General features: G+C 59.5%; 25 protein-coding genes. 11 read left to right on the top strand and 14 right to left on the bottom strand.

Annotated features, from left to right (window positions below):
• Window positions 1-18 precede the first annotated feature (18 nt).
• From ABWV89_RS03975 to ABWV89_RS03945, 7 genes are all read right to left on the bottom strand, one after another.
• Window positions 19-315 carry an NIPSNAP family protein gene (locus ABWV89_RS03975; RefSeq protein ID WP_353394421.1) on the bottom strand — a complete coding sequence of 99 codons (297 nt, stop codon included), beginning with the start codon at window positions 313-315 and terminating at the stop codon, window positions 19-21.
• An 8-nt stretch (window positions 316-323) separates the two neighbouring features.
• Window positions 324-1,172, bottom strand: coding sequence for an alpha/beta fold hydrolase (locus tag ABWV89_RS03970; protein ID WP_353394419.1), 849 nt, complete (start codon window positions 1,170-1,172; stop codon window positions 324-326).
• 8 nt (window positions 1,173-1,180) lie between these two features.
• A complete protein-coding gene (locus ABWV89_RS03965) occupies window positions 1,181-1,783 on the bottom strand; it encodes an amino acid synthesis family protein (protein WP_353394417.1) in 603 nt (200 codons plus the stop codon).
• 33 nt (window positions 1,784-1,816) lie between these two features.
• The gene (locus tag ABWV89_RS03960; protein ID WP_353394416.1) at window positions 1,817-2,299 is read right to left on the bottom strand and encodes a VOC family protein; all 483 of its coding nucleotides are present in this window, start codon (window positions 2,297-2,299) and stop codon (window positions 1,817-1,819) included.
• Between the two features lie 14 nt (window positions 2,300-2,313).
• Complete coding sequence (locus ABWV89_RS03955) at window positions 2,314-3,351, bottom strand: WD40/YVTN/BNR-like repeat-containing protein (RefSeq protein WP_353394415.1); 1,038 nt, start codon at window positions 3,349-3,351, stop codon at window positions 2,314-2,316.
• A 29-nt stretch (window positions 3,352-3,380) separates the two neighbouring features.
• Window positions 3,381-4,175, bottom strand: a complete 795-nt coding sequence (locus ABWV89_RS03950; RefSeq protein WP_353394414.1) for an SDR family NAD(P)-dependent oxidoreductase — start codon at window positions 4,173-4,175, stop codon at window positions 3,381-3,383.
• A 72-nt stretch (window positions 4,176-4,247) separates the two neighbouring features.
• Window positions 4,248-5,816 carry an acetolactate synthase large subunit gene (locus ABWV89_RS03945; RefSeq protein WP_353395167.1) on the bottom strand — a complete coding sequence of 523 codons (1,569 nt, stop codon included), beginning with the start codon at window positions 5,814-5,816 and terminating at the stop codon, window positions 4,248-4,250.
• A 389-nt stretch (window positions 5,817-6,205) separates the two neighbouring features.
• Between ABWV89_RS03945 and ABWV89_RS03940 the strand changes: the two genes are divergently transcribed.
• The 5 genes from ABWV89_RS03940 to ABWV89_RS03920 all read left to right on the top strand — a co-directional run bounded on the left by ABWV89_RS03940 (window position 6,206) and on the right by ABWV89_RS03920 (window position 10,011).
• Window positions 6,206-6,958, top strand: coding sequence for an IclR family transcriptional regulator (locus tag ABWV89_RS03940; protein ID WP_353394412.1), 753 nt, complete (start codon window positions 6,206-6,208; stop codon window positions 6,956-6,958).
• Between the two features lie 180 nt (window positions 6,959-7,138).
• Window positions 7,139-7,519, top strand: a complete 381-nt coding sequence (locus ABWV89_RS03935) for a VanZ family protein (protein ID WP_353394410.1) — start codon at window positions 7,139-7,141, stop codon at window positions 7,517-7,519.
• Between the two features lie 93 nt (window positions 7,520-7,612).
• Window positions 7,613-8,380: a leucyl/phenylalanyl-tRNA--protein transferase gene (gene aat / locus ABWV89_RS03930; RefSeq protein ID WP_353394408.1), complete on the top strand. Its 768-nt coding sequence runs from the start codon at window positions 7,613-7,615 to the stop codon at window positions 8,378-8,380.
• On the top strand, window positions 8,377-9,123 hold the full coding sequence (locus ABWV89_RS03925) for an arginyltransferase (RefSeq protein WP_353394407.1): 747 nt from the start codon (window positions 8,377-8,379) through the stop codon (window positions 9,121-9,123). The genes aat and ABWV89_RS03925 overlap by 4 nt, the downstream gene beginning before the upstream one ends.
• A gap of 84 nt (window positions 9,124-9,207) precedes the next feature.
• Window positions 9,208-10,011, top strand: coding sequence for an IclR family transcriptional regulator (locus ABWV89_RS03920; RefSeq protein ID WP_353394405.1), 804 nt, complete (start codon window positions 9,208-9,210; stop codon window positions 10,009-10,011).
• Window positions 10,012-10,126: 115 nt separating this feature from the next.
• Here the strand turns inward: ABWV89_RS03920 and ABWV89_RS03915 are convergent, their stop codons facing one another.
• From ABWV89_RS03915 to ABWV89_RS03890, 6 genes are all read right to left on the bottom strand, one after another.
• Window positions 10,127-11,269 carry a D-alanyl-D-alanine carboxypeptidase family protein gene (locus ABWV89_RS03915; RefSeq protein WP_502903126.1) on the bottom strand — a complete coding sequence of 381 codons (1,143 nt, stop codon included), beginning with the start codon at window positions 11,267-11,269 and terminating at the stop codon, window positions 10,127-10,129.
• Window positions 11,270-11,507: 238 nt separating this feature from the next.
• Window positions 11,508-13,046 (bottom strand): 2-isopropylmalate synthase, encoded by a 1,539-nt coding sequence (locus tag ABWV89_RS03910; RefSeq protein ID WP_353394404.1) that lies wholly within the window; start codon window positions 13,044-13,046, stop codon window positions 11,508-11,510.
• 235 nt (window positions 13,047-13,281) lie between these two features.
• Window positions 13,282-14,109, bottom strand: a complete 828-nt coding sequence (gene pssA / locus ABWV89_RS03905; protein WP_353394403.1) for a CDP-diacylglycerol--serine O-phosphatidyltransferase — start codon at window positions 14,107-14,109, stop codon at window positions 13,282-13,284.
• Window positions 14,110-14,269: 160 nt separating this feature from the next.
• Complete coding sequence (gene ilvC, locus ABWV89_RS03900) at window positions 14,270-15,286, bottom strand: ketol-acid reductoisomerase (protein ID WP_353394401.1); 1,017 nt, start codon at window positions 15,284-15,286, stop codon at window positions 14,270-14,272.
• A 77-nt stretch (window positions 15,287-15,363) separates the two neighbouring features.
• Complete coding sequence (gene ilvN, locus ABWV89_RS03895) at window positions 15,364-15,855, bottom strand: acetolactate synthase small subunit (RefSeq protein WP_353394399.1); 492 nt, start codon at window positions 15,853-15,855, stop codon at window positions 15,364-15,366.
• Between the two features lie 161 nt (window positions 15,856-16,016).
• Complete coding sequence (locus ABWV89_RS03890) at window positions 16,017-17,792, bottom strand: acetolactate synthase 3 catalytic subunit (protein ID WP_353394398.1); 1,776 nt, start codon at window positions 17,790-17,792, stop codon at window positions 16,017-16,019.
• Window positions 17,793-18,069: 277 nt separating this feature from the next.
• Here ABWV89_RS03890 and ABWV89_RS03885 point away from each other — a divergent pair, with 277 nt between their 5' ends.
• From ABWV89_RS03885 to ABWV89_RS03875, 3 genes are read left to right on the top strand one after another with little or no spacing between them, the layout of a single operon-like run.
• Window positions 18,070-18,633, top strand: a complete 564-nt coding sequence (locus ABWV89_RS03885) for an RDD family protein (protein ID WP_353394397.1) — start codon at window positions 18,070-18,072, stop codon at window positions 18,631-18,633.
• On the top strand, window positions 18,630-19,043 hold the full coding sequence (locus ABWV89_RS03880; RefSeq protein WP_502903125.1) for a diacylglycerol kinase: 414 nt from the start codon (window positions 18,630-18,632) through the stop codon (window positions 19,041-19,043). Before ABWV89_RS03885 ends, ABWV89_RS03880 begins: the two co-directional genes overlap by 4 nt.
• A gap of 55 nt (window positions 19,044-19,098) precedes the next feature.
• Window positions 19,099-19,686: an LOG family protein gene (locus tag ABWV89_RS03875; RefSeq protein ID WP_353394395.1), complete on the top strand. Its 588-nt coding sequence runs from the start codon at window positions 19,099-19,101 to the stop codon at window positions 19,684-19,686.
• A gap of 81 nt (window positions 19,687-19,767) precedes the next feature.
• Here the strand turns inward: ABWV89_RS03875 and ABWV89_RS03870 are convergent, their stop codons facing one another.
• Window positions 19,768-20,106, bottom strand: a complete 339-nt coding sequence (locus ABWV89_RS03870; protein ID WP_353394393.1) for a P-II family nitrogen regulator — start codon at window positions 20,104-20,106, stop codon at window positions 19,768-19,770.
• 135 nt (window positions 20,107-20,241) lie between these two features.
• Here ABWV89_RS03870 and ABWV89_RS03865 point away from each other — a divergent pair, with 135 nt between their 5' ends.
• Genes ABWV89_RS03865 through ABWV89_RS03855 form a run of 3 tightly spaced genes read left to right on the top strand, consistent with a single transcriptional unit; the run spans window position 20,242 to window position 24,563 of the window.
• Window positions 20,242-20,982, top strand: coding sequence for an ABC transporter ATP-binding protein (locus ABWV89_RS03865; protein WP_353394391.1), 741 nt, complete (start codon window positions 20,242-20,244; stop codon window positions 20,980-20,982).
• On the top strand, window positions 20,979-23,336 hold the full coding sequence (locus ABWV89_RS03860) for an ABC transporter permease (protein WP_353394389.1): 2,358 nt from the start codon (window positions 20,979-20,981) through the stop codon (window positions 23,334-23,336). Before ABWV89_RS03865 ends, ABWV89_RS03860 begins: the two co-directional genes overlap by 4 nt.
• A gap of 6 nt (window positions 23,337-23,342) precedes the next feature.
• The gene (locus ABWV89_RS03855; protein ID WP_353394387.1) at window positions 23,343-24,563 is read left to right on the top strand and encodes an efflux RND transporter periplasmic adaptor subunit; all 1,221 of its coding nucleotides are present in this window, start codon (window positions 23,343-23,345) and stop codon (window positions 24,561-24,563) included.
• Window positions 24,564-24,569: the final 6 nt, after the last annotated feature.

The following is a 24,569-nucleotide window of genomic DNA, read 5'->3' as shown; positions in this document are numbered from 1 at the left end:
TGTCTCCCACGTTGTTGTTCAGGCCGGAGTCATCAGTTGACTCTCCTGGCGCACGAGCAGATGGCGCACCGACTTGCGAAAAGCCGTGAATCGCTCATCTGCCATCAAACGCGCACGGCGCTGACGCCGATCCTCGAAATCTTCAAATGCCCAGAGGTACACCAGTTGGTTGAGGTCGCCGCTTTCCGGATACATGAGGCTGACGAGATTGCCAAGCAATTCGGTTTGCACAGTGCGACCGGCATCGTTGTAGAGACGCAGGTACTCGCGCACGCCACCGGGCACAAGTGTGTAAGTTCTGAGTTCGTGAAGCATGAATGGAATCACCGAGTAAGGGTCAGAAAGGCACGTGCCAGCTTGTGGAACAACGCAGGTTGATCGTCGTGGATGTAGTGCCCTGCCCCGGGAACGACGACACTGCGAATGCGAGGGTTCAACCGTTGCATCTCATTGACCATCTGCGCCTGCAGATAGTCGGACGCTCCGCCCCTGACCACCAAAGTGTCGCAAGTCAACTGCGCCACGTAGAGGCGCAGGTCCACCACGCGCTGAGGGTCCGGGTTGAGGCGGGTCGCCGCGATGCCGACGTGATCGTATTGCCAGGTGAAGCCCCCACCGGAATCGGCACGCAGCATGCTGTTCAGACGCTGTTCGCGAGCGTCTTCACTCACGCTCGGGCGCAAGCCACGCATGAACACTCGTGCTTCCTCCCAACTGGCAAAGTGAGCAGGGGTATTGGTCAGCTCTCGACAAATTCGAACCGCCCCGGGACTGGCCTCAAACGCACCAGGACCCGCATCTTCAATCAGGAGTCGGTTCACCCGAGACGGATATCGGGCGGCATAGACAATCGCATTGATGCCCCCCATGGAGTGGCCCAGCAAGTCGAATCGACCAAGCCCCAAAGCATCCGCCACCGAATCCACATCATCGACGTATGTATCGGTGTAGTAGTTGTGTTGCGGATCCCAATCTGATCGGCCACGTCCTCGCTGGTCGAACGCGACCACTCGGCAGTCGGGCTGCAGCGCAGCAGCGATACCGGCAAACGTCTCGGCATAGCCGCGAATGCCGTGCAGCATCACGACAGGCGGTGCCGTTTCTGCGCCCCACTGTGTAACGTGCAAACGCAGCCCATCGCGCGTCAATACGGTTTGTTCACGGCGTTCCATCACAACGCTCAGACCAGTCCGTCGACGCCCTTGACGTCAGCGGCCTTGAGCCCGCCGAGTCGGGCATTCAAACGGCCTCGTGTCGCGAAAGCCCAGCACACCAACACCTCGTCACGGTTGGGGGCGTCACTGAAGCTGGCGCTGATCGTGTCGTAGTGCGAGCGAACGTACAGCGCGTCCTTGTAAGCCAGCGGAATGTCGAGCACCGTCCCGGGCACACCACGCTTGCCACTGGAAGGCACCCAAGCCTTGCCGCCGCCGAGTGCAGCGCGAATGGGGTCAGCCGCCGGATTGGTGAGCAGTGCATTGCCATGCTCGTACTCGCCATCCAGGCCCACCAAAACAGCCTTTCCATAACTCTCAATCTTCTGAGAGCCCGCTGCCTCCTGGATGCGACGCCCAAACTCGCGGCCCAACTCTGGAGAACCTTTAATCCAGGTACTCAGGTCCTGCTCATATCGGCCGGCATACGGGTTGTGGATACATGCTGCAATCACAATTTTTCGCAGCGGTTCACCGTCGGCAGGTGCGCCGGTTTCGCCGGCGAGGCTGTCCTCTACCTGCAGGAACCACTTGCGGATGTGATAGATACCGAAATTTGGAGATTTCATGTTGTGTCGTCTCGCTAAGACTGAAAAAAAACGTCAGAGTGGCTGCAAATCGAAGGGGTCGCTCGGAGCGTTGTATTGCCCGATCACACGCTTGCCTTCGTCGTCGTCGTGAATGGTTTCTAGGAAGAACTCGAATCGATGTCCGTCAGGGTCGGTGAAATAGAGTCCGTAGCCGACCTTGTGGTCTGTCGTCTTGACCACCGGCACATTGCGCGCCAGCAACATGCCGTAGAGACGACGAAGGTCGTCCAGATCTCCGTCGATCTCCAGCCCATAGTGCTGCATGTTGATGTCGCCCAGTTGCTGAGCTCGCAGCATCGCCGGGTCGGCCTTGATCAAGGCGATGTCATGGTGCTTCTTGCCGAAAGACATGAAGACCCAGCGCGGCTCTCGCGCCGTCACCTCCATGTCCAGGACCTCCTCATACCAGCGAGCGCTGGCCTCCGGATCCTTGACATACAGCGCAAGATGGGTGCGAATGATGCGCGGTTTGACGTTCATCGACGTCGTGCTCATACCCAGGTCCTCCTTCAGTTGATGGATTGCGGGTGTGCCTTCACGGGAGCCACGAAAGGCGTCCAGGCGACTGCAGTGATCTCGCTAAAGTCCCGCCATTCCTTGAACCATGTCTTGCCCCCGTCCGTTGAGCGCAGCAAATGGCCATACTTCGTCCCCGCAAACAGCAGCGAAGGATCGGAGGCGTGGCCCCCAAAAGCCCACACAGTCGAATTTGGGGCGGTGTGGAGCAATGCGGGCGTCCAGGTCTCGCCTCTGTCATCCGATCGGTAGATACGGGTTCGAGTACCTGGCGTGCCATCACCAATCGCCAGCAAGAGCTCTTTTCCGTCAGCGTCGACCACTTGCACGGTCCGGGTGTAATACATGCCGTCAAAGCGCTCCTTTGAGGCTTTGCCCACCCAGCTTTGGCCATCATCGTTGCTTGTATAGACCGTATTCACCGTCAACACCAGGTTTCGCTGCGGATGGCCATCGACGGGAGGCAACACGGCAATGGCATGGATATCTGAGTTGCTGATCGCACTCTCAGGCTTATCCACACGCACCCAGGAGTTGCCGTTGTCCTGGCTGCGCCAGGCGCCACCCTCTTCCACTCCAAACCACACTTCCCCGCTGCGCACCGGATTCACGCAAATGGTTAAAATACGGGGCCGGTTCACGCCCTGGCAGAACTCTGGGAGCTCAATGCCCAGCTGCTCCCAGGACTGTCCGCCATCAACGGATCTGTACATGCGCGCTCGCGATGGTGCCCCGGAGCCAGCGAACACAATTTGCGGGTTGCTGGGATCAAAGGCAATGGCCCAGACCGTTTGGTTGTTCAAGGGCGAATCTACCCGCTTGAAATGAGCACCGCCGTTGAGGCTGATACAAAGGCCGGCGTCTGCGCCAGCCAGAACTCGCGAAGGGTCGGAGGGATCGACCGCGAGGCTTCGCACCACGCCGTCAAATTCGATCGCTTCCTTGAGCCCCAAGCGATGCCAGGAGGTGCCGTTGTCCACACTGCGCAGGATGCCTTGGCCTGCAGTGCCTACCAAAATGGTTCCGTTCATGTTGCAGTTCCTGTATGAGCTGATAGGTGTCAAATGAAGATGCCGCGAGTGATGCCGCCATCCACCGCGATCGATTCGCCGGTGATGGCCGACGCACGCTCAGAAGCCAGGAACAGCACGGTGTCGGCAATCTCGTTGGGTTGCAGCACGCGCCGAATCGGGGTGACCTTGGCGTAGTTGGCCTCCACCACTTCCGGGGTCAGGCCCTGCAACTTGGCCTCTTTCGCGTACAGCTCGTGGATATGCGGGGTCTCCACCACGCCGGGATGAATTACGTTGACAGTGATACCCGAAGGGCCTAGCTGGTCAGACAAGGTCTTGGTCAAATGGCAAATCGCCACATTGCGCATTCCCGAGAGTTGCTTGCTGCCGCGGCCGGTGAGACCACCGATGTTGATGATGCGACCGTAGCCCATCTTCTTCATATGAGCAGCCGCGGCCTTGGCGCATCGCATATAGCCCACCACCTTGATGTTGATGTCTTCCAGCAGCCCTTCGGGATCGGCGTTTTCAATCTCGCTTCGCACCAGGCCGCCCGGATGTGCAGCGCCGTTGATCAGAATGTCCAGGCGTCCAAACTGACTGGCGACCTTGTCCATCATGGCCTGCACTTCGTCCGTCTTGCTGACATCAGCAGGGGCCGCCAGGACCTCCACGCCCGTTTCACTGGAAATCTCGCTGGCGGCCTTTTCAAGCGCATCCCGACTGCGAGCGACGATGGCCACCCGAACACCTTCCTTTGACAGCGCTTCGGTCACAGCTCGACCAATACCAAGACTGCCCCCCGTGACCACTGCCACCTTGCCTTTGAGATTCAGATCCACAACGTCTCCTTCAAATGAATGGGAAGGGTCGGCACGATGCCGACCAAAAAATAGTTCGACTCGCGGGTGACGTCAGAGCGCCATCTCAATCAGCATCGGACCGCGCGTGGAGAAGCCCTGCCGCAGCAACGCGAGCAACTCCGCTGTGGTGCTGGCTCTGCCGCCAGGCACGCCATAAGAGCCGGCGAGCATCACCCAGTCGATGCAGGGGTTCTCCAGACTGGTCATTTCGGCGGCACGACGCCCCAGTTCCGCGCCCCCTCGACGCAACTCGTTGCGCAAAATCGCATATTGGTGGTTGGCAGCAATGAGCACCAGCACATCCAGATCCTCATGGGCCAAAGACCACAAAGTCTGGATCGTGTACTGCGTACTTCCATCTGAGAGAAGTGCCACCACCTTGCGATCCGGGCAAGCGACAGCAGCACCCATTGCGACTGGCAAACCCTGGCCAATGGCGCCACCTGTGTTGGTCAGCGTGGTGTGCGGCCGAGCACCGGCCGAGGCTGCATAAAACGGGTAGCCACATGTGCCGCCCTCAACCGACACGATGGCCTGCGCGGGCAGCTCATTGGCCAGAGCCAAAGCGATGCGCGCAGGCGTCAAGGGGCCATCTTCGGGCGGGCTCAATGTGACCGCAGGCGCTTCTGCCTCGCCCGCACCCAATAGTCGAGCCACCGATTCCAGGCGCTCAGCAGCATCTTCCCCCACCTCCGCCAAGGTGAGCAGACGATCGGATGTCACCAGCAGGCTGGGATGCCCTTCGTACCCAAAATAGGTCACTGGCGGCAGCGCGCCCACCAACACCACCAAGTCCGCTGGATCCAACACGTCACGGGCAGGCTCAGGGAAGTACGGCAGGCGATCGAAGGCTGGCAGCCCCTGACCGCGCTCCGAACGAGATGGGAAGGTCTCGGCGAAAGCGCTTGCGCCCAAAGCAGTGCAGATTCGCTGAACAGCCTTTTGAGCGCGAGCGCCCAGACCACTGAGCTCACCCCCACCGCCGAGGAGGAAGACGATTCGCCCGGCCTTCTTCAAGCGCTGCACAGCGGCATCAGCGTTGAAGTCAGATCGAACGGACGGTTTGCCCTCGGATGCCGGCAGAATCAGCGGGACCTGCTCACCGGCGGGCTGCGCTTGGAAGTCGGCGGGAACGATAAGGGTCGCGCCTTGCCCGCCACCTGAAAGGCTTCGCTTGACGGCTTCGCGTGCAACCGCGTCACTCTGCTCCACTGCACCGATGCGGTGAACCCATCCAGATACCGGCCGAGCCAAAGACTCGATGTCAGACGTAAGCGGCGCGTCGTAAGGCAGATGCCACGTGGTGTGGTCTCCGATCAAGTTGACGATGGGCGTGTGCGCCCGCCTAGCGTTATGCAAGTTGGCGATGCCGTTTGCAAAGCCCGGGCCGAGATGCAAAAGCGTGGCCGATGGCCGCCCTGTCATTCGCCCATAGCCATCTGCGCCACCGGTGCAGACGTTTTCCTGCAAGCCGATCACGCAGCGAATCCGCTCCTCGCGCTCCAGCGAGCGGACCAGGTCCAGCTCCGTGGTGCCTGGATTGGCGAAGCAGACGCCGACCTTCTCGTCGGCCAGCGCGGAGACGAGAGCATCTCCACCGGTCATGTGTTTGCGATTCATCATGATGCTACTTTATCATTTTTTGATAATGTGGCAAATCTTGATATCTTCTTATAGTCTTTTCGATGCCTATTTATCTTTATAGAATATTGTTGTATGGGATCTCTCATCAACGGTGCGGCCACAGCCTCGCTCTGGATGAAAACCTGCTCAAGCCTGTAGAGGCATCACGCACAAGATGAGGCCGTGAGACAAGGATCTGGTCGTGCGGCAGGACGGCACAATCGAGCCATGCAGTACAGACACAAGCCCCCAGCCCTCATCGCGCACAACCCGATCGGCACCTGCCGTAACGGGCGAGGCACAAATGACGCCCACGGGTAAGGGCCAAACTCCAGCTTTCCTCGGATAAGCTCCCTCCCCTCCTTTGCAACAACAGAACCACCCGTATGAATAGCCTTCGCCGCATGCTCGACATCCTCAATCTGTTCAAGCCTGGACAGCCAGTTATCGATGTCGAGACCATCTGCTCGCAGTTGGGCTACGCGCAGGCCAGTGCCTACCGCTACGTACGAGAACTCAGCCATGCCGGGTTGCTGGTAAGACTCCCGAGGGGCTACGCTTTGGGCCCGCGAGTGATCGAACTCGACCGCCACATGACCGAGTACGATCCTTTGATCACCTGCAGCCGTGATCTGCTGGACGAACTTGTCGCGCGCACCGGCATGCATGCCCTCATCAGCGAGCTCTACAGCTCAACGGTGATCAACATCCTTCAAGAGCATGGCAGCGAGACCGAGGCCTTGAATTTCGGCCGCGGCCGACCCATGGCCCTGTTCCGCAGTGCCACGTCCAAAGCCATCCTGGCCTATTTGCTGCCCAGGCAACTCAAACGTGTGTATGAAAACAATGCAACCGAACCAGAGTTGAAGCGACTTGGACCAAGTTGGAAGGAGTTTTCCAAGGCTATGCAAGTCATCCGAAAGCAAGGCTACTGCATCAGTGCCGGAGAGCTGGATCCTGGAAAGACAGGCTTGGCAGCGCCCATCTTCGACGAGAAGTCGCGCATCCTTGGGGCAGTCACATTGGTGGGTAGCAACGAGCGATTCGGCGCATTTTCCCAGGAGTACCTCGTCAAACTGGTCACCAATGCTGCCTCTGCCATCACGGCTCGCATCGCCGCCGAGCAGCCAGCGGACTGAATGGAGTCAATAGCGCCGAGTTTCGCTCAAGAGCGCTAGTATCGACCGGACCGGCCAAATGCTGTTGGGGCGCGTGAAACGGGAGGATCTGGAGCCGCACCTGCGCCGGAGGTGAGTCATGGCCGCGCGGATGGACAAGGACCTTGTCTACTCACATAGTTCTTAGCTTGGGATCACAGCATGCACCATACCGACCAGACGAATCTTTGGATCAAAGCATTGATCTTGGCATTTTGGGCAGCTGTCGTTGCGGTCGGCATTCTCTCGCTCCTACCGGTTGAGGCGCTGCCCTCACCCCTCCTCAACTGGTGGGACAAGGCGCAACATGCACTAGGATTCCTCGTTCTTGCCACGCTGGGTTTTGCGGCCTTTGCAAAGAAGACCACGTTGGTCGCGGTATGGCTAGCCATCTATGGCATGTTGATCGAGTTGGCACAGGCTTTCACCGGATGGCGTTACGGGGACATCATGGATTGGTTGTCCGACCTAGCAGGCATTGCGCTGGCCATGATCCTCCTCGCTGTCATTCAAAAGTACTGGCCGGCGCTCTTTCGTGTGTGATCATTGGCAAACTACAGTCAAATCACCAACCCGCCCGGCAAGTTCCACAGGCATTGACCACACAAGCATTCGGATTTGCGGAAAAATCGAGGGATGTCGTTGGCCCCTCCCTCACCCCTGCCCTGGCTTGAACCTGGTCAGCCATTTCCGCCAGTCGACCAGGCCTGGGGGCCGAACGACCCCGCGCCAGGACTGCTCGCTGCTGGCGGTGTGCTCGATGTGGAGACGCTCATTTCTGCATACAGCAAGGGCATCTTTCCCTGGTATGGGGAGGGCCAACCCATTCTGTGGTGGTGTACCGACCCGCGCATGGTGCTCGACCCACTCGAATTCAAACTGCATCGGTCCCTGCGTAAAACCTTGCGAAAACTGCTGCGTGAGCAGCGGATCGAAATCCGGATGAATCACAGCTTTGACCGAGTGATTCGCCATTGCGCTCAGGTGCCCAGAAATGGCCAAACCGGCACATGGATTCTGCCGGCGATGGTTCAGGCCTATACCAGGCTCAATCGTGCCGGCATCGCCCACAGCGTTGAGACCTGGATTGACGGCGAACTGGCCGGCGGACTCTACTGCATCAACCTCGCGGGAACCATCTTTGGCGAATCGATGTTTGCCAAGTCACCCGACGCATCAAAGATGGCGCTTGCCGCACTGGTTGCCTTTGCCCGAACCCACCACCTGCCCGTGATTGACTGCCAGCAGGACACACCACATCTGGCATCGCTTGGAGCCCGCCCCATCAGTCGCCAGGACTTTGTCCGTCGGATGCGACAAGCCTCTCATCTGAGATCGCCACGCTGGCACTTTGACCCCGTATACTGGTCGAAGCTCCTGCCACCGAGCACAGATCAGGCGTGACGTACCCGAAGGACTTACCCCTCGAATCGCTGCAGTTCTATGCCACTGCACCTTACCCTTGCAGCTACCTCGAGGGCAGGCTGGCTCGCTCCCAGGTCGCCACGCCGAGCCATCTCGTTCACAACGACGCTTACTCCGATCTGGTCGAGCACGGGTTTCGCCGGAGCGGGATGTTCACTTACCGCCCTTACTGCGATGGGTGCCAGGCCTGTGTTCCGCTGCGCATTCCGGTCGACGAGTTCCGACCCAACCGGGCGCAAAAACGCTGTCTCAAGCGACACGCTTCTTTGCGTTCCAGGGTCTTGAACCTGTGCTTTGTTCCGGCCCATTACGAGCTCTACCTGCGCTATCAACGCAGCCGCCACTCAGGTGGCGGCATGGACCAAGACAGCATCGACCAATACACCCAGTTTCTCCTGCAAAGCCGAGTGAACTCCCGTCTGGTGGAGTTTCACGAGGATCTCGGAGATGGCAGCGAACCACAACTGAAGATGGTCTCGATTGTCGATGTGCTCAACGGCGGCCTCTCGGCGGTCTACACATTCTTCGACCCGGACACGCCCAATGCCAGCTATGGCACTTATGGTGTGCTCTGGCAGGTTGAACAGGCAAAGCAGCTTCGGCTGCCGCACGTGTACCTGGGCTACTGGATCTCCGAGAGCAGCAAGATGGACTATAAGTCCGGCTTTCAGCCTCATGAGCTCTACCAGAATGGACAGTGGCAACGCGCTGGCGGTGGCTGAGCCGTGTCGAAATTCATGCTTGCCGACGACCTTGCGGCAGCGAAGCTGAATTTCATCCTGTAAAATGCGCTCAAGGTTGAAACCATGAGCAAAAGAAACGATTCCCTCCCCGCGGCACCAACGGTCCAGGTCATTGAACGCATGTTCAATCTTCTGGAGGTGCTCGCTTCAAAAGAAGACCCCGTCTCCCTCAAGGAAATCAGCGAGAAGACTGGCTTGCACCCGTCAACGGCACACCGGATTCTCAATGACCTCACCATTGGCCGGTTCGTAGATCGCCCAGAAGCCGGTAGCTACAGGCTCGGCATGCGGCTGCTGGAACTGGGTAATCTGGTGAAGGCCCGGTTGAACGTACGGGATGCCGCCATGGGCCCCATGAGGGACCTGCACAAGCAGATCCAGCAACCCGTCAATCTCAGCGTACGTCAAGGCGACGAGATCGTGTATGTGGAGCGCGCCTATTCAGAACGCAGTGGCATGCAAGTGGTTCGTGCCATTGGTGGCCGCGCTCCGTTGCACCTCACCTCGACCGGCAAGCTGTTTCTAGCCGCTGACGAGCCTCAGCGCGTGCGCGCCTACGCCACCCGCACCGGGCTCGCTGGCAACACACGAAACAGCCTCACACAGCTCAACACCCTCGAGCACGAACTCCATCAGTGTCGGCTGGCCGGTATTGCACGCGACAACGAGGAACTCGAGATGGGCGTTCGCTGCATGGCTGCCGGCATCTACGACGATCAGTCCCGCCTGGTAGCAGGACTCTCTATCTCGGCGCCGGCTGACAGGATCGATGAGTCCTGGCTACCCAAGCTGAGGGAAACTGCGGCTGAAATTTCGATCGCCCTGGGCTGCCCGGAACCTCAGGCAAGGCATCAGGCCATGCCCTGAGCCGTTCATTGACTCGTACTACAAGCCATAGTCAGTTCCCCCTCGCTTCACACAAAAAAAAGAAGGCCTTTCAGAGGCCTTCTTCAATGGGGGCGCAATTTTTGTTTGAGCAGTATCAACTCTGCACGCGACCTGCGTTCGCTTGAACGGGCAGTGGCAGCGATTCGACATAGCGGCGAACCCGCTGAGCGTCCTGAATGCGCGCTCGCTTGCCCGAGGAATCCAGAAATACCATGATGATGCGTCGGCTGGCCACGTTGGCCTGCATGACCAGGCAGCGGCCTGCTTCAGAGATGTAACCCGTCTTCTGAAGGCCGATGTCCCAGTCCGATCCACGCACAAGACGATTCGAGTTGACGTACTTGAGGGTGCGTCGGCCCACCGAGACCTGATGGCTGGGGTCGGTAGAGAGCTTGCGCAGCACCGGGTGCTGGTAGGCGGCTGACACCAGAGTGGCCAGATCACGCGCGCTGGACTTGTTCTGGCTTCGCAGTCCCGTCGGCTCGACATAGCGCGTGTCATACATGCCGAGCTGACGTGCCTTTTCATTCATGCGACGGACAAAGGCCCTCATGCCACCGGGGTAGGTGCGACCCAAGGCGTGAGCTGCGCGATTCTCGCTGGACATCAGGGCCAGATGCAGCATCTCACCACGAGTGAGGCGTGCCCCAACAGCCAGGCGCGAACGACTTCCCTTGTAGGTATCGACATCGGCCCGGGTGATTCGGATGCGCTGACGCATGTCCAGATCCGACTCGGCAATCACGAGACCGGTCATCAACTTGGTCAGCGACGCAATCGGCAGTACCGCAGAGTCATTCTTGCTGAAGAGCACTTCGTTGGTGTCCTGGTCGAGTACCAATGCCACTGAAGAGCTCAGATCCAGAGAGTCGTCACCAGAGCGCAGGCCACTGACTTCGCCCACCGACCGCGGGGCAGGACGAGAAATGGCTACTTGCTGAACATGGCGTGCCTTGCTCGAGACGGGACGTTTTGCGTAGCGGGCCGAGAGACGTCGGGTGGCGGCATTGGCTTCGCGTTTGCGCTGTGCAGTCAGCGTCACCCGTTTGCGCGAAGACTTGCGTGCGGTCTTGCGCTTGGCCGCCTTCTTGGCAGAAGCGGACTTCGAAACCTTGACCTTGGCAGGGCTGCCTGAAGCCGCAAGACTCGGCGCTGTGCCCATGGCCAGCGCGCCCAGCGTCACCGCGCAAAGCGCGAGCTTGACGAGGTTTCGAATCCGGCGGATTTGTAACAGCATATCGCAGCCCCCAACAGCATTAGATGTCTAGTGTCGGAGTATAAGCTGCATTGAAAAAACTAGCAATATCAATCGCTTGTATGAGAGTCCTCATTCATCGCGATAAAAACCGGCGAAAAACGCTCTTGTTTTTCGGTTTGAGCAAATGTATTGCTCAAGTGCTTGATTTTGTTAATCTTTTTTGAAAAACAAAAGGCCTTGCTGCCAAAGCAGCAAGGCCGTCACAAGGTGTTTCACGTCAGCCCTGGGCGGCAACCCGATCGTCTTGTGCATGCAACTTGTTCAAGGCGCTGAGGTAGGCCTTCGCCGAGGCCACCACAATATCCGGATCGGCGCCCACGCCGTTGACGATACGGCCGCCATGCTGCAGGCGCACGGTGACTTCGCCCTGGCTTTCCGTTGAGCCACTGATGGCATTGACCAGATACAACTGCATTTCGGCACCACTGTTCACATGCGATTCAATGGCTTTGAGGGAGGCGTCCACCGGTCCATTGCCCTCGGCTTCGCCGGTCAGCTCTTTACCATTCGAGGTAAACACCACGCTGGCATGCGGGCGCTCGCCCGTCTCGCTGCGCTGGGACAAGGATACGAGCTGAAATTTCTCCTTCTCCGATGCCCTGCTCTCGTCGCTGCACAAGGCGATGATGTCTTCATCGAAGATTTCGCTCTTGCGATCTGCCAGTTCCTTGAACCGTGCAAACGCGTGGTTGATATCACTCTCGGATTCCATCTCGATGCCAAGCTCCTGCAAGCGCTGCTTGAACGCATTGCGACCGGAAAGCTTGCCGAGCACGATCTTGTTGGCGCTCCAGCCGACATCTTCCGCGCGCATGATCTCGTAGGTGTCGCGCGCCTTGAGAACGCCGTCCTGGTGAATACCGGAGGCATGGGCAAAGGCGTTGGCACCCACCACAGCCTTGTTGGGCTGCACCACAAAACCAGTGGTTTGGCTGACCATGCGTGAGGCAGGCACGATCTGACTCGTATCAATGGCCACGTCGAGGCCAAAATAGTCGCGTCGCGTCTTGACGGCCATGACCACTTCTTCGAGCGAGCAGTTGCCCGCCCGCTCACCCAGGCCATTGATGGTGCACTCCACCTGCCGGGCACCGCCAATCTTCACACCAGCGAGCGAATTCGCCACGGCCATGCCGAGATCGTTATGGCAGTGAACACTCCAGATCGCCTTGTCGGAGTTGGGGATGCGCTCGCGCAGTGTCTTGATGAACTCGCCATAGAGCTCAGGAACCGCATAGCCCACGGTGTCGGGGATGTTGATGGTGGTCGCGCCTTCAGCAATCACGGCTTCAAGGACGCGGCAGAGAAAGTCCACCTCGCTGCGATAGCCGTCTTCGGGGCTGAACTCGATGTCGCCGCAAAGGTTGCGCGCAAAGCGAACCGATTGCTTCGCCTGCTCAAGGACCTGCTCAGGGCTCATGCGCAACTTCTTTTCCATGTGAAGCGGGCTGGTGGCAATGAAGGTATGGATACGAGCGCGATTGGCGTCCTTGAGCGCTTCGGCCGCCCTCGAAATATCGCGATCATTGGCTCGCGCCAGCGAGCACACCGTGGAATCCTTGATGGTGTTGGCGATCGCCTGAACGCAATCGAAATCACCATTGGAGCTTGCAGCAAAACCGGCTTCGATCACGTCCACCTTCAGTCGCTCCAGCTGACGTGCAATGCGCAGCTTCTCGTCTTTGGTCATGGAGGCGCCGGGCGACTGTTCGCCATCGCGCAAGGTGGTGTCAAAAATGATCAATTGGTCGCTCATCGTATTTCTCCGGTGTGCAGTCTTTTGAACTGCTCTTGAATGCCCCCACAGTTCCAAAACAAACGGCCCGCTGCAGAGGTGCAAACGGGCCGTGTGTGGTGTCAACCGCGCGCGCTATAGCGCCTGCCCGTATGGCAAACCCAGTAGTAGAGCGTGGTTGATGAAATGCATGGCAGGAAATGTATCACACTCTGTCGGATTCATCCCATAAAAGAAATGCATCTCCGCCATAGCCTCAGGCGTCTTCGTGAAGGCCTCGCTCCTCCGGCTCATCCGTTGATGTGCTTATCACGCTGGTGGGGCGGCCTTTGGCCTTGCGCCAGCCGTACACGGCATAGCCGGAAACGGAGTACAGCACGAACAGGCCGAACAGTACTGTTGGCGGGTGAATGTTGATGACGGCAATCCCGAGTGCAACAAGGACAATGGCAGCAAACGGCACGCTGCGCTTGAGGCTGATGTCTTTGAAGCTGTAGAAAGGTACATTCGTCACCATCGTGAGACCGGCAAACAGCGTCAAGCCAAAGACCACCCAGGACAGTTCCGCACCGGGCACCTCGGCTTCGGTCATCAACCAGACGAAACCACTGACCAGAGCTGCGGCAGAAGGCGACGGCAAGCCCTGGAAATACCGCTTATCCACCACCGATGTGTTCACGTTGAAGCGGGCCAGGCGAAGCGCCGCACAGGCGCAGTACACAAAGGCGGCAAACCAGCCCCAACGACCAATGTCGCGCAATGCCCACTCATAGGCGACCAGTGCAGGCGCAGCGCCGAAGGACACCATGTCTGAAAGGGAATCCATCTGCTCACCAAACGCGCTCTGGGTGTTCGTCATACGCGCCACACGCCCGTCGAGGCTATCGAGCACCATGGCAGCGAAAATACCCAGCGAGGCGAGATCGAAACGCCCATTCATGGCCATGACCACCGAAAAAAAGCCGCCAAACAGGGCCGCCAGCGTGATCATGTTGGGCAAGACATAGATGCCCTTGCGTCGCTTGGGTTTGTCCAACTCGAAGTCGGAGTCGGAGTCAAAGTTGGGTTGGGTTCCGTCGTGCATTCTTCTCGGTCTGGAAACTCAGATCTACCGGTGCCACAAAGGCGACCGGTTCGCGCAGTTTACGCCAGGCCACCTCCCCTGACCAGAAAAGAAAGGCCACCGACAAGGTGGCCCTTCCTGACACGAGTGACCTGCAAGGCCACCCGCCTATACGCGGCAATCAGTTGCGTGACTGGTCAACCAACTTGTTCTTGGCGATCCAGGGCATCATGGCGCGCAGCTGAGCACCGACCACTTCGATCTGGTGATCTGCCGTGTTGCGGCGGCGAGCGGTCATGGATGGGTAGTTCAGGCGACCTTCCTGGATGAACATCTTGGCGTAGTCACCGTTCTGGATGCGCTTGAGTGCGTTGCGCATGGCAGCGCGGGACTCTTCGTTCACCACCTCTGGGCCGGTCACGTACTCACCGAACTCCGCGTTGTTGGAGATCGAGTAGTTCATGTTGGCGATACCGCCTTCGTAGATCAGGTCGACGATCAGCTTGAGCTCGTGCAGGCACTCGAAGTAAGCCATTTCCGGAGCGTAGCCGGCTTCAGTCAGGGTTTCGAAGCCCATCTTGATCAGCTCGACGGCGCCACCGCAGAGGACAGCCTGCTCGCCGAACAGGTCGGTCTCGGTCTCTTCCTTGAAGTTGGTCTCGATGATGCCGGCCTTGCCGCCACCGTTGGCCATGGCGTAGCTCAGGGCCAGGTCACGGGCCTTGCCGGACTTGTCCTGGTGCACAGCCACGAGGTGAGGCACACCGCCACCCTGGGTGTAGGTGTTGCGCACGGTGTGGCCCGGCGCCTTGGGGGCGACCATCCACACGTCCAGGTCAGCGCGGGGCACGACCTGGTTGTAGTGCACGTTGAAGCCGTGTGCAAAGGCCAGTGAAGCGCCCTGCTTGATGTTGGGCTCAACGTTGTTCTTGTAGACCTCGGCGATCTGCTCGTCGGGCAGCAGAATCATGACGACATCGGCGCTGGAGACAGCGTCGTTGACTTCCATCACGGTCAGGCCAGCCTTGCCAACCTTGTCCCAGGAAGCGCCGCCCTTGCGCAGACCGACCACGACGTTGACGCCGCTGTCGTTCAGGTTCTGCGCATGTGCGTGGCCCTGAGAGCCGTAACCGATGATGGCAACCTTCTTGCCTTTGATGAGGCTGAGGTCGCAGTCCTTGTCGTAAAAAACTTTCATGAGCTTGCTCCGTTTGAAATCTGGATGGTGGTGTTGTGCGGTAAACCGTGTATGTTAGCGCGTTCGGCCTACGGGCCTCAAACCCGCAGAATTCGTTCCCCGCGGCCAATGCCGCAAGGGCCGGTACGGACGGTTTCAAGAATGGCGCTGCGGTCGATGGCCTGCAGGAAGGCATCGTTCTTGGCCTGGTCGCCCGTGAGCTCGACCGTGTAGCTTTTTTCCGTCACGTCGATGATGCGGCCACGGAAGATGTCCGTCATGCGCTTCATCTCTTCGCGCTCCTTGCCCACGGCGCGGACTTTGACCAGCATGAGTTCGCGCTCTGTATAGGCGCCTTCTGTCAGGTCGACCACCTTGACCACTTCGATGAGGCGGTTCAGGTGTTTTGTGATCTGCTCGATGACATCATCCGAACCGGTGGTCTGGATGGTCATGCGAGAGAGGCTGGGGTCTTCGGTGGGGGCCACAGTCAGGGACTCGATGTTGTAGCCACGAGCCGAAAACAGGCCTACCACGCGGGAAAGAGCACCTGCTTCGTTCTCGAGCAGGACTGCAATGATGTGTTTCATGTCGTCGATTCCTCTTCTCGCCGCCCTCCCCCGTCACCGGTAAGTGACGGACTTGGCGGGCAATAGATTCGTCTTAGGGGTTGCCGGGGCGGACGCTGTGCGCCTGCGCCCGGCAGTCAATTCGTGAGGCTGGCGCCTGTCTGGTCTGAAGCGGAGCAGGATCAGAGATCCTCGCCGCCCAGCAGCATTTCCGTGATGCCCTTGCCAGCCTGAACCATCGGGAAGACGTTCTCGGTCGGGTCGGTACGGAAATCCATGAACACCGTGCGGTCCTTGAGCTTGCGGGCCTCGCGCAGTGCCGGCTCGACATCTTGTGGACGTTCGATCAGCATGCCGACGTGGCCGTAAGCCTCCGCCAGTTTCACGAAATTGGGCAAAGCATCCATGTAGCTGTGGCTGTAGCGACCGGAGTACTCGATCTCTTGCCACTGGCGCACCATGCCCAGATAGCGGTTGTTCAGAGACAGGATCTTGATCGGAGTGTTGTACTGCAAGCAGGTGGAGAGCTCCTGAATGCACATCTGTACGGACCCCTCACCCGTCACACAGTAGACCTCGCTCTCGGGTTTGGCCAGCTTGATGCCCATGGCGTAGGGAATACCCACGCCCATGGTGCCCAGGCCACCCGAATTGATCCAGCGACGCGGCTGGTCGAACTTGTAGAACTGCGCAGCCCACATCTGGTGCTGGCCAACGTCGGATGTGATGTAGGCATCCGCCTCCCTGGTCATGTTCCACAGGGTTTCAACCACCATCTGGGGCTTGATCACGTCCTTGTTGTTGCGGTCGTAGCTGAGGCAGTCGCGCGAACGCCAGCCTTCGATGGTCTCCCACCAGGCGGACAGTGCACCTTCGTCGGGCTTGGCGTCCGTCTCGTCGAGCATCTTGAGCAGCTCGGTCAGCACGTCCTTGACGTCGCCTACGATAGGCACATCCACCTTCACACGCTTGGAGATGCTGGAAGGATCGATATCGATGTGGATGATTTTGCGGTCGTTTTGCGCGAAGTGCTTGGGGTTGCCGATGACGCGGTCGTCGAAACGGGCACCCACTGCCAGCAGCACGTCGCAGTTCTGCATCGCGTTGTTGGCTTCGAGCGTACCGTGCATGCCCAGCATGCCCAGGAACTTGCGCTCCGTGGCCGGGTATGCACCCAGGCCCATCAAGGTGTTGGTGACCGGATAGCCCAGGCGATCCACCAGCGTGCGCAGCTCTTGCACCGCATTGCCCAGCAGCACACCACCACCGGTATAGATGTAGGGGCGCTTGGCGCTCAGCAACAGCTGCAGTGCCTTGCGGATCTGGCCGCCGTGGCCCTTGCGCACCGGGTTGTAGGAGCGCATTTCCACGCTCTCGGGGTACCCGTTCCACGCCGTCTTGTTGAAGGAGACGTCCTTGGGGATGTCGATGACCACAGGGCCTGGACGGCCGCTGCGGGCAATGTGAAACGCCTTTTTGACCACTTCAGCCATGTCACGCACATCCTTGACCAGGAAATTGTGCTTGACGATCGGGCGGGTGATACCTACGGTGTCGCACTCCTGGAAGGCGTCCAGACCGATGGCGGCCGTGGGGACCTGTCCCGAGATGATGACCATCGGGATGCTGTCCATGTAGGCAGTGGCAATACCGGTCACTGCGTTGGTCAGCCCCGGGCCGGAAGTGACCAGAGCGACGCCAACGTCGCCAGTGGCACGGGCATAACCGTCGGCAGCGTGCACAGCAGCCTGTTCATGACGCACCAGGACGTGCTGGATGGTCTCCTGCTTGTAAAACGCGTCGTAGATGTGCAGCACAGCGCCGCCTGGGTAGCCCCAGATGTACTGGACGTTTTCAGCCTGGAGGGATTTGACGAGGATCTCGGCGCCGCGCAGTTCAGGAGCGCCAGAGGATGCAGCAGCCGCTGCCGATGCCATTTCGGCCTTGTTGATTTCCATTTCGATGAACCTTTCGAGAATTTCGGAAGCGAAAAACCTAGGGTGCCCCTTCAACCACTCTTGTGAAGCGCTGTCGGGACTTAAGGCCAGTGGACATGGGCGAAAACGTTAACTCGCCGGACCAAGGCCCGTTTGCCTTGTTTTGAATTGCAGCCCACCATTATCGTGCACTGCAATAAGATCCGTCCACCAAAATCTTGCGTTTCACGTTCTATAGGGGGCCAGATGAGACAATACGGGCCTGTTTTTTGCCAGAAATCCCGTTTTCCTTCATCGAATGAGTTCCACTGACACCCCTGCCACTGAAGCCCGGATGGGCTTTCTGGCCCCCCCATTGAAGCGCCGCATGGCGTGCTGGATGTACGAAGGCGTTTTGCTCTTCGGTGTGGTGTTCATTGCCGGTTACCTGTTCTCGACACTGACACAGACCAAGCACGCGCTTGAGAACCGGCACATGCAGCAAGCGTTTCTTTTTGTGGTGCTGGGCATCTATTTCGGCTGGTTCTGGTCGCGCGGCCAGACGCTGGCCATGAAAACCTGGCATATCCGAGTCGTGGACCGTTCGGGGCGCAAGCTCTCCCAGTGGCGCGCCGTCCTTCGCTATGTGCTGTCGTGGGTCTGGTTCCTCCCTCCTCTGGCTGCTGCCGGTCAGTTCCATCTTGATGGCTATGGCATCACTGTGCTGACGCTGGGCTGGGTCACCGTGTGGGCCCTGCTCAGCCGCTTCAACCCTGAGCAGCAGTTCATCCACGACCTGCTTTCGGGTACTCGCCTGGTTCACTACAAGCCACCAGAGCCGGCCAAACGCAAAAAAACTGACAAGAGCAACGAGAGAGCATGACCCAGATGAATGACCAGAGCACCGGCCAGGAAGCGGTGGATGCACAGAAGAAGCGACGCGGCCTGCACAGGATTTTTCACGCTTTTGGCTACTCGCTGGCGGGCCTTCGGGCCGCCTGGCACGAGACAGCCTTTCGCCAGGAGGCCATACTGGCCATGGTGCTCGTACCCCTATCGTTCTGGCTTGGTCAGCACTGGACAGAAGTAGCCTTGCTGGCCGGGTCGGTCGTGATGGTCATGGTGGTGGAGCTGCTCAATACCGGCATTGAAGCGGCAATTGACCGCATGGGTCCGGAATGGCACACACTCTCCAAACAGGCCAAAGACATGGGCAGCGCTGCCGTACTGCTGTCGCTGCTCTTGTGCGGCGGCATCTGGGTCGCTGCGCTATGGCAACGATTTGTCAGCTGAGTCTGTTCCTGGCCAACTTTCTCCGTCTGTTTCACTCAATCTACGGATTCCCTGCATGAGTCGACCGAGCTTTTCTGTTTGCGTCTATTGCGGTTCGCGTGCCGGGCACGACGAGCAATACACCCGGTTGGCGGAGGTCGTTGGGCAATGGATTGCGCAGCATGGCGGTCAACTGGTCTACGGCGGAGGAAGTGGAGGCCTCATGGGGGCCGTGGCGGCGGCAACCCTGGCCACCGGTGGCCGGGTGGTGGGCATCATTCCCAAGGCTCTGGTGGAGAAGGAGTGGGCCAAGAACGACTGCACAGAGTTGCATGTGGTGGAGAACATGCACGACCGCAAACGCATGATGGCGGAGCGGGCCGACTGCTTTTTGGCATTGCCCGGCGGCATCGGCACGCTGGAAGAGTTCTTTGAGGTATGGACTTGGCGCCAGCTCGGCTACCACGACAAGCCCATCGGACTGCTCAACGCAGGCGGGTTTTACGACGGCTTGCTGGGCTTCATGCGCCATTGCACCACCCAGGGCTTCATGGGCGAGTGGCAATCAGACCTGATTCGCAGCGAGGCCGATCCACTGGTGCTGCTGCCAGCATTGGTTCAGGCCGCAGGTCTCTCGGACCCGGTGGATACCTCGGAAATCTGACGGCCCTCTCGCCGCCAGACAAGGCTCAGCACAAAAAAAAGCCCGGCCTGTGAGCCGGGCTTTTTCGCCTGAAGCATGCACTCAGATAGCGGACTCGTCTTCCTCTCCGGTGCGGATACGGACGACTTTTTCAACTGGCGTGACAAAAATCTTGCCGTCGCCGATCTTGCCGGTTCGGGCGGAGCGCACGATCGCGTCCACACAGCGCTCGGCATCGGCAGACGCCACCGTGACTTCAATTTTCACTTTGGGCAGGAAGTCGACCACGTACTCGGCCCCCCGATACAGCTCGGTATGCCCCTTTTGGCGTCCGAACCCTTTGACTTCCGTCACGGTCAGACCAGTAACGCCTTGCTCAGCCAGCGCTTCGCGGACTTCTTCGAGCTTGAATGGCTTGATAACAGCGGTGATTTGCTTCATGCAAACGACTCCTCGGACACTCGGGCTATTGAATAGAGATCTGAATGTATCACGTCGCGAATCCGCGGCCGCCAGGCTGCATCTTTTTGCGGTCGGTCAAATGGGGTCGTCATGCTTTAGGCGTACAGTAGTTTCATGAGCGCACAAACGGTGGTCGTCGCTGAAGACGACGCGGAAGTGGTGTTCCGCGCAAGAGGGCTGACCAAGACCTACACCATGGGTGAGGTCGAAGTGCGTGCGTTGCGCGGGGTCGACCTGGATCTGCATGCCGGCGAGTTTGTCGTGCTTTTGGGCGCTTCCGGCAGCGGCAAATCCACCTTGCTCAACATCCTGGGCGGCCTGGACATCCCCACCAGCGGCGAGGTAACCTGCCAAGGGCATCGCCTGACCGGGGCCGGTGATGATGCCTTGACCGCCTTCAGGCGTGAGTCGGTGGGGTTCGTGTTTCAGTTCTACAACCTGATTCCGAGTCTGACCGCCCTTGAGAATGTCGCACTGGTCACCGACATTGCCGACAGCCCGATGCCCCCTGAAGAGGCTTTGGAGATTGTGGGGCTCAAAGAGAGGATGCACCACTTTCCGGCACAGATGTCTGGAGGTGAGCAGCAACGTGTGGCCATCGCTCGCGCCATCGCCAAGCGCCCGGCAGTGCTGTTGTGCGACGAACCCACCGGCGCGCTTGATTCGCGCACAGGTGTGCTGGTGCTCCAGGCTCTGGAGCGCATACACGAGGCCACAGGCGCATTGACGGTCATCATCACCCACAACGCCGGCATCGCCGACATGGCTGACAGGGTCATTCACCTCAGCGATGGCGCCATCGTCGACGAACAGCGCAACGCCCAGCCCAAGCGTGCCGAGGAGCTCAAGTGGTGAAGGCCCTGCATCGCAAACTGCTGCGTGACTTCTGGCAGTTGCGCGGGCAGTCACTGGCGATTGCACTGGTGGTGATCGGCGGAATTGCGACCATGGTCATGGCGGTGACCAACCGGGACGCCTTGTTGCAGACCCGTGCCAGCTTCTACGAGAGTTATCACTTTGCGCAAGTCTTTGCCAACCTCAAACGGGCACCCAATTCGATAGAGCAGGAGATTCGGGAGATCCCGGGCGTTGACCGCGTGCTGACGCGCGTTTTCGCCTACGTCACGATCGACATGGCTGACTTTGACGATGCTGTCACAGGCTTGGCCATATCCCTGCCGGAGCCCGGCGACGACCCGCTCAACAACATTTATCTGCGTGAGGGCGATTTGCCCTCTCTTCCCGACGAAGTGGTGGTGGGAGAGGCGTTTGCCGAGGCACACGGCCTGCACCCTGGCGACACCTTGCCAGCGAACTTCAACGGACGCAGGCAAATCCTTCGCATCAGTGGCATCGGGCTTTCGCCCGAATACATCTACCAGATCCGCTCAGGCGACATGTTTCCGGACTTCGAGCGTTTCTCGATTCTCTGGATGCAAAAGACGGCCCTGTCGACGGCTTTTGACCTCGAAGGCGCATTCAATCAGGTTTCACTCACTCTGACGCATGACAGTAGCGCCCAGTCCGTGATCGACCGGCTCGATGATGTGCTCAAGCCCTATGGTGGCGTCGGCGCCCACGACCGTCACCTTCAGATGTCGCACCGGTTTCTGGATGAAGAGCTCAAGCAACTGGCCACCATGACTCGCCTGTTCAGCACCATCTTTCTCGCTGTGGTGGCCTTTTTGCTCAGCGTGGTCATTGGCCGCCTCATCGGCACCCAGCGCGAGCAGATTGCAGTTCTCAAGGCGTTTGGCTATACGCGCTGGCAAGTGAGCCTCCATTACGTCGAGCTGGTCTTGCTGATGGTGAGTGTGGGGGTGCTTCCAGGGATGGTCATCGGGTCATGGATGGGCAATGGAATGGCCAACATGTACATGACTTTCTACCGGTTCCCCTACCTCGAGTGGGAGATCTCACCCGTGGTCTGGCTCATGGCGCTGGCCTTTGCCGTTTCCGCCGGTGCACTGGGCACGGCACAAGGTTTGTGGCGGGCCTTTCGACTCCCTCCGGCAGAGGCCATGCGTCCCGAGGCTCCACCGACCTTCCGTCGCACCCTGTCGGAGCGCCTTGGCTTGGGCCACTGGCTGGATGCCGCGGCACGAATGGTCCTGCGCAACCTGGAACGTCGCCCTCTTCGCTCGCTGTTCTCCATCATTGGAATGGGGCTGTCCTGCGGCATTCTGGTCATGTCCAGCCTGCAGGAGAACGCGATTGAAGAGATGCTTGCCGTCCAGTTCGGGCTGGCCTTGCGTGACGACCTGAGCGTGCATTTTTCGGATCCGCGTGACCGACGCACCCTTCACGAACTCCAGTCCATCGAAGGCGTTGAAGCCGCTGAGCCATTCAGAACGACTGCCGTCAAGCTACGCCTGGGGCATCGCGAGTACACCACTTCCATTCTGGGCCTTGAGGAGCGCAGCGACCTGCGCCGGGTTCTCGATACCCGATTGAGAACCGAGCAGCTGCCAGAAGAAGGCCTGCTGCTCACGGACTATCTGGCCGACGACATTGGCGCGAAGCCGGGAGACATGATCGAAGTCGAATTCATGGATGGTCGCCGCGAACACCTGGAAGTTCCCCTGGCAGCCACCGTGACTGAATACCTGGGTGTCGGAGCCTACGCACGGCGTGACTGGCTCAACCGAATCCGCCAAGATGGGGACTTGCTCTCAGGCGCCTATTTACGCGTGCCAGAAGTCCACCAGGCCAGAGTGGTAGCCGACCTGCGAAATCGCCCACTGGTGGCGGCCGTCAGTGACCGACAGGCCAGCATCGACAGTTTTCGCGACACCATGGCCGAGAATATTCTGGCATTCACGTTCGTCGCCACGCTCATGGCAGCCAGCATCGCCGCAGGCGTCGTGTACAACTCGGCCCGTATCATCCTCTCCGAGCGCGCTCGCGATCTCGCCAGCCTTCGAATCCTGGGGTACACCCGAGCAGAGGTCAGAGGCTTGCTGCTTGGCGAACTGGCCACCCTGACCTTGCTGGCTCTGTTGCCGGGGTTTGGCATGGGCTTCGGACTGAGCTATCTGCTGGTGGAAGGCATGCAGTCCGACCTGTATCGGATACCACTGGTGATCCGGCCCTCCGGGTTCGCTTTCGCCGCCACCGTACTGATCGTGGCCAGCGCCGCTTCTGCCTGGCTGGTGCTGCGCCGACTGGACAAACTGGACCTGATTGCTGTACTCAAGACACGCGAGTGACCCCCAATGCAAAACAGACAGACCGCCCGCTGGTTTCGCTATGCCCTTGTGTTCGCCGTGCTGCTTGGCCTGATCGCCATGGCGCTGTGGCCGACTTCCCTGAAAGTGGATGCCGCCACCATTGACAAGGGGCGCGTGCGACAGGTCCTTGAGGCGCAAGGCCAGACAAGACTCCAGACCCCGTATCTGATCACTGCGCCGGCCGCGGCAAACGCGCGCCGCATTCGGCTCTCCCCAGGCGACGCCGTCAAAAAGGGCGACCTTCTGGTCGAACTGGAACCGGTACAGGCAGTGGCGCTTGACGCACGCAGCCGCGCCGAAGCGCAGGCACGGCTGGCTGCAGCCAGGGCCGCCGAGAAGGCAGCGCTGACCGAGGTGGCCCTGGCCACGGCGCAGGCCGCTCAGGCAAGCAAAGAGCTTGAGCGACTGTCTCCACTGGCAGACCAGGGCATGGTGTCCGCCAGCGCATACGATCAGGCGAAGACCGCCCAGAAGCAAGCAGCCTTGTCGCTGCGCAGCGCCGATTTCCGTGCGTCAACGGCCAAGGCTCAGGCCGAGGCTGTCAGCGCCCTGCTCACCCAGCCTGGCCAGGCCGGGCCGGACGTATCTGCAAATGCAGAGGCGTCGGCTGGCGTGGTCCGACTCTACGCCCCCATCGACGGCGTCGTGATCCGTCGCCACATTGACAGCGACCAACCCGTCGCTACCGGAGCCCCCCTGCTGGAGCTCGGTGACATTGCCAACATGGAAGTCCAGGTCGACGTTCTGTCCGCAGATGCCGTCAGGTTGCGTGAGGGCATGCAGGCAGAGTTGCTCAGGACCGGTGCACAGGGCGTCCTCCAGGGCGTCATCACACGAATCGAGCCGGCCGCATTCACGAAGGTCTCGGCACTGGGCGTGGAGGAGCAACGCGTCTGGGTCATCATCGGCATCAACAGCCCGCGCGCCGAATGGGCAAAGCTCGGCGAGGGCTACCGTGTCCACGCGCGCTTTGTTCTGGAGCAAGCCGAGGAAGCGCTTCGGGCACCGGGAAGTGCCGTGTTCAAGCATGGTGATTCGGCAGCCGTCTTCCGTCTGGTCAACGGGAAGGCCGAGCTGACGCCCGTGACCATTGGCCTTACCGGAGAGGGCTATCGTTCGGTGAAAGAAGGCCTGAATGAAGGCGATGTGGTCATTGTTCATCCGCCAAGAGATCTGGCCAGTGGCACTCGCGTCACGGTGCCTTGAGATGGC

The sequence above is a fragment of the Hydrogenophaga sp. 5NK40-0174 genome (genome assembly GCF_040372165.1).
Classification (GTDB): domain Bacteria; phylum Pseudomonadota; class Gammaproteobacteria; order Burkholderiales; family Burkholderiaceae_C; genus Hydrogenophaga.
The sequence above is the reverse complement of the archived record's forward strand: the minus strand, read 5'-3'. Positions and strand labels throughout refer to the sequence as shown.

What these genes read in the sequence shown, in the direction of transcription:
- ABWV89_RS03890 (WP_353394398.1), bottom strand. Translation starts at nt 17,792, where the DNA reads ATGGAAATCAACAAGGCCGAAATGGCATCGGCAGCGGCTGCTGCATCC.
- ABWV89_RS03870 (WP_353394393.1), bottom strand. Translation starts at nt 20,106, where the DNA reads ATGAAGCAAATCACCGCTGTTATCAAGCCATTCAAGCTCGAAGAAGTC.
- ABWV89_RS03940 (WP_353394412.1), top strand. Translation starts at nt 6,206, where the DNA reads ATGAATAGCCTTCGCCGCATGCTCGACATCCTCAATCTGTTCAAGCCT.
- ABWV89_RS03960 (WP_353394416.1), bottom strand. Translation starts at nt 2,299, where the DNA reads ATGAGCACGACGTCGATGAACGTCAAACCGCGCATCATTCGCACCCAT.
- ABWV89_RS03910 (WP_353394404.1), bottom strand. Translation starts at nt 13,046, where the DNA reads ATGAGCGACCAATTGATCATTTTTGACACCACCTTGCGCGATGGCGAA.
- ABWV89_RS03920 (WP_353394405.1), top strand. Translation starts at nt 9,208, where the DNA reads ATGAGCAAAAGAAACGATTCCCTCCCCGCGGCACCAACGGTCCAGGTC.
- ABWV89_RS03955 (WP_353394415.1), bottom strand. Translation starts at nt 3,351, where the DNA reads ATGAACGGAACCATTTTGGTAGGCACTGCAGGCCAAGGCATCCTGCGC.
- ABWV89_RS03880 (WP_502903125.1), top strand. Translation starts at nt 18,630, where the DNA reads ATGACCCAGATGAATGACCAGAGCACCGGCCAGGAAGCGGTGGATGCA.
- aat (WP_353394408.1), top strand. Translation starts at nt 7,613, where the DNA reads ATGTCGTTGGCCCCTCCCTCACCCCTGCCCTGGCTTGAACCTGGTCAG.
- ABWV89_RS03965 (WP_353394417.1), bottom strand. Translation starts at nt 1,783, where the DNA reads ATGAAATCTCCAAATTTCGGTATCTATCACATCCGCAAGTGGTTCCTG.
- ABWV89_RS03935 (WP_353394410.1), top strand. Translation starts at nt 7,139, where the DNA reads ATGCACCATACCGACCAGACGAATCTTTGGATCAAAGCATTGATCTTG.
- ABWV89_RS03885 (WP_353394397.1), top strand. Translation starts at nt 18,070, where the DNA reads ATGAGTTCCACTGACACCCCTGCCACTGAAGCCCGGATGGGCTTTCTG.
- ABWV89_RS03945 (WP_353395167.1), bottom strand. Translation starts at nt 5,816, where the DNA reads ATGAATCGCAAACACATGACCGGTGGAGATGCTCTCGTCTCCGCGCTG.
- ABWV89_RS03875 (WP_353394395.1), top strand. Translation starts at nt 19,099, where the DNA reads ATGAGTCGACCGAGCTTTTCTGTTTGCGTCTATTGCGGTTCGCGTGCC.
- ABWV89_RS03865 (WP_353394391.1), top strand. Translation starts at nt 20,242, where the DNA reads ATGAGCGCACAAACGGTGGTCGTCGCTGAAGACGACGCGGAAGTGGTG.
- ilvN (WP_353394399.1), bottom strand. Translation starts at nt 15,855, where the DNA reads ATGAAACACATCATTGCAGTCCTGCTCGAGAACGAAGCAGGTGCTCTT.
- ABWV89_RS03915 (WP_502903126.1), bottom strand. Translation starts at nt 11,269, where the DNA reads ATGCTGTTACAAATCCGCCGGATTCGAAACCTCGTCAAGCTCGCGCTT.
- ABWV89_RS03855 (WP_353394387.1), top strand. Translation starts at nt 23,343, where the DNA reads ATGCAAAACAGACAGACCGCCCGCTGGTTTCGCTATGCCCTTGTGTTC.
- pssA (WP_353394403.1), bottom strand. Translation starts at nt 14,109, where the DNA reads ATGCACGACGGAACCCAACCCAACTTTGACTCCGACTCCGACTTCGAG.
- ABWV89_RS03970 (WP_353394419.1), bottom strand. Translation starts at nt 1,172, where the DNA reads ATGGAACGCCGTGAACAAACCGTATTGACGCGCGATGGGCTGCGTTTG.
- ABWV89_RS03975 (WP_353394421.1), bottom strand. Translation starts at nt 315, where the DNA reads ATGCTTCACGAACTCAGAACTTACACACTTGTGCCCGGTGGCGTGCGC.
- ilvC (WP_353394401.1), bottom strand. Translation starts at nt 15,286, where the DNA reads ATGAAAGTTTTTTACGACAAGGACTGCGACCTCAGCCTCATCAAAGGC.